Raw genomic sequence first — 5,935 nt, 5'->3', positions numbered from 1 at the left:
CGTGACCGCGCAGGCCCTCACGCCGCTGCCCGCCTCGCCCGGCCCGCTGGGGTTCCCGCTGCCGGGAGGCCGGGTCAGCCAGCCCTACGGCTCGAACGGTGCCCAGTGGAGCGTGCTGGAAGCCGCCGAGGGCACCCAGGCGGTCGCCTCGCTGGAGGGCAACGTGATCGCCACGACCTACTACGCCAGCCTGGGGTGGGTGGTGCTGCTCGACCACGGGGCGACCGTGACCGCGTACTTCGGGCTGCAAGACGCCGCCGTGGAGGTCGGCGCACGGGTGGGCACGGGCACCCCACTGGGCACCGTGGGCGGCAGTCCCATCTTCGGCCCCGGCCGGATGGCCTTCCAGCTCAACGCGGTATCGGGGAATTCGCGCCGACCCGTGCCGCCCCCCTTCTAAAGCACTTGTCAAAAAGAGACCTTCTTTTTGACCGAGCGGGGCGAGCGAGTTTTACCGAGGCTTTGGGACTTGCGAAGCTTCGCAGGAGAAAATGGAGCCGTGAGGGATGCCCTTCCTCTCAAGGTGGAATTCGGACAAATGCTCTAGGCCCCCTTCCCACAGCCCCCCGCCCTCTGCTACTCTCCTTCGGTGCGCTTCCGGTTGGCTGCTGCGGGCGCATAACCCCCGCGACCTAGGCGGGCGCTCCACCCTCATCACCCCCAACCCGAGGTTTTCTGTCATGGTCAAGATTCGCCTGTCCCGTTTTGGTGCCACCCACAACCCCCACTACCGCATTGTCGTGACCGATTCCCGCCGCCCCCGCGACGGCGGTTACATCGAGAACCTGGGCCACTACGACCCCCGCAAGACCACCGAGACCTACCTCAAGGTGAACGCCGAGCGCGCCGCCTACTGGCTCTCCGTGGGCGCCCAGCCCACCCAGACCGCCCGCCGCCTGCTCAAGAGCCAGGGCGTCAAGGTCGCCTGAGGCGATCCGGCCACTTCAGGAAGCTCCCCACGCGGGAGCTTTTTTCGTGCCCCGCCGTCAGTTCCTCTTCATGAGGACGGCCTAAGCTCGCCGGTATGCGTGCCTCCTTCCTGCTGCCCCTGCTGGCCGCCTCCCTGCTGCTTCCCGGCTGCGCGCTGGGAGCGAGTATCGCCGCGAGTACGGCCCTGGAACGGGCCGTGGGCGGCGTGTACGAGGGGGTGGGCAGCGGCCTGACCGGGCGGGTACCCTACCGCCTGCTGCTGAGCGTGCAGGAGCGCGAGGGCCGCGCGACGGGCGTGCTCACCAACCTGGAAAGCCGCAAGGCCTACGCCGTCAGCGGCACCTTTCAGCGGGTGGGGACGACGGGCGGCAGCATCGAGGTCAACCTCTACGAGAGCGGCGACAACCTGCGCGGCACCCTGCGGGCCGAGATCGGGGCGGGCAAGGTGAGCGGGACGCTACGTACCGTGCTGCTGGGCCGCGAACTGCTGACCTACAATCTCACGCTGGACAAGCAGGAGGCCGGGGTCGGGGCCGCGACCACGCCTGCTTCCCCCAAGAGTCCCTGACCCCGCCACGCCACCTACGCCCCGGCCGAGGGCCGCGTGCGGGTGGCCAACAGCACGGCCTGTCCCCTGAAAGACTCGGACCAGCCCTGAGCGACGGGGAACCCGCCCCTGCTAGACTCGCGCCCGGCTCGCGCTCAGCGCAGCGTGGGCGTGCGCAGAAGGCCCCGGAATCCCTCCGTCAGGCCGAGGAGAAGAACGTGAAGGCACACCTGATCACCTACGGCTGCCAGATGAACGAGTACGACACCCATCTGGTCGAGTCGCAACTCGTCTCGTTCGGCGCGGACATGGTCCAGAGCGTGGACGAGGCCGACTTCGTCCTGATCAACACCTGCGCGGTGCGCGGCAAGCCGGTGGACAAGGTCCGCTCGGTGCTGGGTGACCTGCGCAAGCAAAAGGCGCAGCGTCCCCTGGTGGTGGGCATGATGGGCTGCCTCGCGCAGCTCGAAGAAGGCCAGCAGATCGCCCGCAAGTTCGAGGTGGACGTGCTACTGGGGCCGGGGAGCCTGCTCGACATCGGCAAGGCGCTGGAGAGCAACGAGCGCTTCTGGGGCCTGCAATTCAAGGACGAGTTGCATGAGCACATCCCCCCGCCACCGCAGGGCAAGCTGCAAGCGCACCTCACGATCATGCGCGGCTGCGACCACCACTGCACCTACTGCATCGTGCCCACCACGCGCGGGCCGCAGGTCAGCCGCCACCCCGACGACATCCTGCGCGAACTCGACCTGCAACTCGGGGCCGGGGTGCAGGAGGTCACGCTGCTGGGCCAGAACGTGAACGCCTATGGGGTGGACCAGGGGGCGAGGCTCGCCGGCTACCCCTCCTTCGCCGACCTGCTGCGGATGGTGGGGAGAAGCGGCGTGCGGCGGGTCAAGTTCACGACCAGCCACCCCATGAACTTCACCGAGGACGTGGCCGCCGCGATGGCCGAGACGCCCGCCGTGTGCGAGTTCGTCCACCTGCCCGTGCAGAGCGGCTCGAACCGGGTGCTGCGCCGGATGGCCCGCGAGTACACCCGCGAGAAGTACCTCTCGCACATCGCGGAGATCAAGCGGCACCTGCCGAACGTGGTCCTGGCGACCGACATCATCGTGGGCTTTCCCGGCGAGACGGAAGAGGACTTCCAGGAAACGCTGAGCCTCTACGACGAGGTGGGCTACGACTCGGCCTACATGTTCATCTACTCGCCGCGCCCCGGCACGCCCAGCTACAAGCACTTTCAGGACCTCCCGCGCGAGCTGAAGACCGAGCGCCTCCAGCGCCTGATCGTGCGGCAGAAGGAATGGAGCGCCCGCAAGAACGCGGAGAAGGTGGGCACCGTTCAGGAACTGCTGCTGCGCGGGGACGCCCACGACACCGGCTTCCTGGAGGGCCACACGCGCGGCAACCACCCCACGGTGGTGCCCAAGGCCCTCGGGGCGACGGGACCGGGCCTCTACCGCGCCCGCATCGAGCACGCCACGCCGCACATGCTGTATGGCCGCCTTGTCGGNAAGGCCCTCGGGGCGACGGGACCGGGCCTCTACCGCGCCCGCATCGAGCACGCCACGCCGCACATGCTGTATGGCCGCCTTGTCGGAGAGGACGGCCAGGACCTGCCCGAGCTGCCGCGCTTTAACCCCGAAGCGGCGGCGCTGAGCAGCCCCCTCCAGATGGTGTGAGGGCGGGGGGAGGGGGCCGGGGCATCAGAGCCCCGGCCCCTTCTGCTGTTACCCTTCCCCCATGACCGTTCACCTGAACGCCAAGGAAGGCCAGATCGCCGAGACCGTGCTGCTGCCCGGCGACCCCCTCCGAGCCCAGCACATCGCGGAGACCTTTTTCGAGAATCCCGAGCTGCACAACACCGTGCGCGGCATGCACGGCTACACCGGCACCTACAAGGGCCAGCGCGTCAGCGTGCAGGGCACCGGCATGGGCATCGCCTCCTCGATGATCTATGTCAGCGAGCTGATCACCGGGTACGGCTGCAAGAACCTGATCCGGGTGGGCACCTGCGGGTCGTACCAGCCGCACGTCCACGTGCGCGACCTCGTGCTGGCGCAGGCGGCCTGCACCGATTCCAACATCAACAACATCCGCTTCGGGGCCAAGAACTACGCGCCCATCGCCGATTTCGAGCTGCTGCTGCGGGCCTACAGAATCGCGCAGGAGCGGGGCTTTACCAGCCACGTCGGCAACATCATGTCCTCGGACACCTTCTACCACGACGATTTCGACCATTACAAACTCTGGGCCGACTTCGGCGTGCTCGCCGTGGAGATGGAGGCGGCCGGGCTGTACACCCTCGCGGCCAAGCACGGGGTCCGGGCGCTGACCATCCTGACCGTCTCCGACCACCTCGTCACCCGCGAGGAAACGACCGCCGAGGAGCGCCAGCTGACCTTCAACGGAATGATCGAGGTCGCGCTGGACGCGGCGCTGGGGCTGTAAGGCCGGGATTGACCAAAGCAGGGAGGGAGGCGAATGCCGACGCGCTCGCCTCCTTTCCCATCACTCCTGCTTCCGCCGCAAGCGGGCGATGAAAAACCCGTCCAGGCCGTCCTGCATGACCGTCAGCACGCCGCTTCCTGCCGGGACGGTGGGCAAGTCCAGGTCGGGCAGCGGCTCCGGGGAGAACTCCAGGTGCGCGGCCAGAAAGTCGGCCACGACCTCCGGCCCCTCCTGTGGGGTCACGCTGCACACGCTGTAGACCAGCAGGCCGCCCGGCTCGATCAGCGCGGCGGCATGGGGCAGCATCCGCCGCTGGAGGGCCGCCATCTCCCCCACCGCCTCTGGGGTCAGCCGCAGCTTGATCTCGGGATGGGCGCGGAGGGTGCCCGTCCCCGTGCAGGGCGCGTCCAGCAGCACCAGGGGCGCGGGTGAGAGGTCCAGCGGCCGGGTCAGGTCATGGGTCACGAAGTCGGCGCTCAGCCCCAGCCGTGCCAGATTCTGTCGGGCGGCGGCGTGCTTGCGTTCCGCCACGTCCACACTGGTGACCTGCGCTCCCCGCGCAGCGAGCATGGCGGCCTTGATGCCTGCTCCCCCGGCGAGGTCGAGCACCCGCGCCCCCGCCACCTCCCCCAGCGCGTCCACCACCGCGAGGCTGGCCGGGTTGATGGGCTGCGCCTGCCCCTGGCGGTAGGCGGCACTCTCGCGCAGGGGCCGCGCCAGCGTCACCCGGTCCACCCCGTTCGGCCCCGGCTCCACGGCGCTGCCCTCGGCTTCCAGGGTCTGCACCCCGACTTCCGAGAGGCTGAGCCAGAGGGGCTGAGGCTGGAGCAGGTCGGCCATCACCCCGTTGGCCCGCTCGCCGTAGGCCGACCGGAACACTTCGGCCAGCCAGCCGGGCAGGGCAAAGCGCGTTTCGTCCGTCCCGGCAGGAAGCTCCACCCGCCGCAGCACCGCGTTCACCAGCCCGGACGGGGCCAGCCGTGCCCCCCGCGCCAGCCCCACGTACTCGCTGACGACCGCGTGGGGCGGCGTGCCCAGCACCAGCTTTTCAAAGGCCCCCGCCAGCAGCAGCGCCCGCGTCTTGGGGTGCGTCTCGCCGCGCAGCAGGGGCGAGAGGGCCGCTTCCAGCGTGGGGGCGTGGCGCAGGGTGCCGTAGACGATGTGGGTGGCGAGCCCCGAATCGCGGGTGGGCAGCCGGGCAGCGGCCAGCGCACTGTCCAGCGCCGGGGCCGCGAACGTCTCGCCCGCCAGCACACGCGTCAGGACGCGAACGGCCAGCGCACGGGCCGGATTGAAGGTGGGGCGCGGAGCCGTCATGGGGGGCAGCATAGAGCGGGGGAGGGTTCGCGCTCCGCCCCGGCCGAAAGGGTCAGACCTTCGCGCCCTGGGCCGGGCGCACCTGGGGCCGGGCGATCAGGGTCCAGAGCAGCAGGGCAAGGAGGATGCCGCCGCTCAGGAAATAGGGAGCCGCGTGGCTGACCCCCTGGTACAGCCCGGTGCCGATCAGCGGCCCGGTCATGCGGCCCAGCGCCAGCGCACTGCTGTTCAGGCCCGCGACCGCGCCCTGCTGCCCTCCCCCCGCGCTCAGCGAGAGGGCCGCGCTGAGGCTGGGGCCGAGGACCGCGCTGCCCACCCCGACCACGGCCAGGGCCGCCGTGATCGGCCAGAAGCTCTCGCCCAGCGGCAGCAGGAACATGCCTGCCCCCATCACCAGCAGCCCCAGTGAGATCAGCGGCCCGGGCGCGAACTTGCGGCTCAGCGGCCGCATCGCCCCGCCCTGTACCGCTGCCGCCAGCAGCCCGAAGACCGCCAGCATCATCCCGACCGTCCGCGCCGTGCCTTCCGGGGTCAGGCGCAGGGTGTCCTGCACGTAAAAGGCGATGGTCTGCTCCATGCCCACGCTCGCCAGGGTATACAGGGCACTCACCGCCAGAAAGAGCAGGATGCCCGGCTGCCGCAGCAGGGCACGCCGTTCCCCGGCGGGGGCGGGCGGCGCGTCGGCCC

General features: G+C 70.0%; 7 protein-coding genes. 5 read left to right on the top strand and 2 right to left on the bottom strand.

The window, feature by feature from the left end; genetic code table 11:
* The 5 genes from QOL99_RS14460 to deoD form a co-directional block, all read left to right on the top strand.
* Window positions 1-400 (top strand): M23 family metallopeptidase (locus QOL99_RS14460; protein ID WP_285524847.1); only part of this gene is annotated, 400 nt, incomplete at its 5' end.
* Between the two features lie 280 nt (window positions 401-680).
* A complete protein-coding gene (rpsP, locus tag QOL99_RS14455) occupies window positions 681-929 on the top strand; it encodes a 30S ribosomal protein S16 (RefSeq protein ID WP_285524846.1) in 249 nt (82 codons plus the stop codon).
* 95 nt (window positions 930-1,024) lie between these two features.
* A complete protein-coding gene (locus tag QOL99_RS14450; protein WP_285524844.1) occupies window positions 1,025-1,498 on the top strand; it encodes a hypothetical protein in 474 nt (157 codons plus the stop codon).
* 197 nt (window positions 1,499-1,695) lie between these two features.
* Window positions 1,696-3,162, top strand: coding sequence for a tRNA (N6-isopentenyl adenosine(37)-C2)-methylthiotransferase MiaB (gene miaB, locus QOL99_RS14445; protein WP_285524843.1), 1,467 nt, complete (start codon window positions 1,696-1,698; stop codon window positions 3,160-3,162).
* A 61-nt stretch (window positions 3,163-3,223) separates the two neighbouring features.
* Window positions 3,224-3,931, top strand: a complete 708-nt coding sequence (gene deoD / locus QOL99_RS14440) for a purine-nucleoside phosphorylase (protein WP_285524842.1) — start codon at window positions 3,224-3,226, stop codon at window positions 3,929-3,931.
* 60 nt (window positions 3,932-3,991) lie between these two features.
* On the opposite strand, the gene QOL99_RS14435 is transcribed toward deoD, so the two are convergent.
* Window positions 3,992-5,248 (bottom strand): RsmB/NOP family class I SAM-dependent RNA methyltransferase, encoded by a 1,257-nt coding sequence (locus QOL99_RS14435; protein WP_285524841.1) that lies wholly within the window; start codon window positions 5,246-5,248, stop codon window positions 3,992-3,994.
* A 52-nt stretch (window positions 5,249-5,300) separates the two neighbouring features.
* The coding region (locus QOL99_RS14430) for an MFS transporter (protein WP_285524840.1) at window positions 5,301-5,935 on the bottom strand (635 nt) is incomplete at its 5' end.

The organism is Deinococcus rhizophilus (genome assembly GCF_030271215.1).
Taxonomy (GTDB): domain Bacteria; phylum Deinococcota; class Deinococci; order Deinococcales; family Deinococcaceae; genus Deinococcus; species Deinococcus rhizophilus.
Note: the sequence above shows the minus strand (reverse complement) of the source record. Positions and strands in the feature narration are given on the sequence as shown.

What these genes read in the sequence shown, in the direction of transcription:
- rpsP (WP_285524846.1), top strand. Translation starts at nt 681, where the DNA reads ATGGTCAAGATTCGCCTGTCCCGTTTTGGTGCCACCCACAACCCCCAC.
- QOL99_RS14450 (WP_285524844.1), top strand. Translation starts at nt 1,025, where the DNA reads ATGCGTGCCTCCTTCCTGCTGCCCCTGCTGGCCGCCTCCCTGCTGCTT.
- QOL99_RS14435 (WP_285524841.1), bottom strand. Translation starts at nt 5,248, where the DNA reads ATGACGGCTCCGCGCCCCACCTTCAATCCGGCCCGTGCGCTGGCCGTT.
- deoD (WP_285524842.1), top strand. Translation starts at nt 3,224, where the DNA reads ATGACCGTTCACCTGAACGCCAAGGAAGGCCAGATCGCCGAGACCGTG.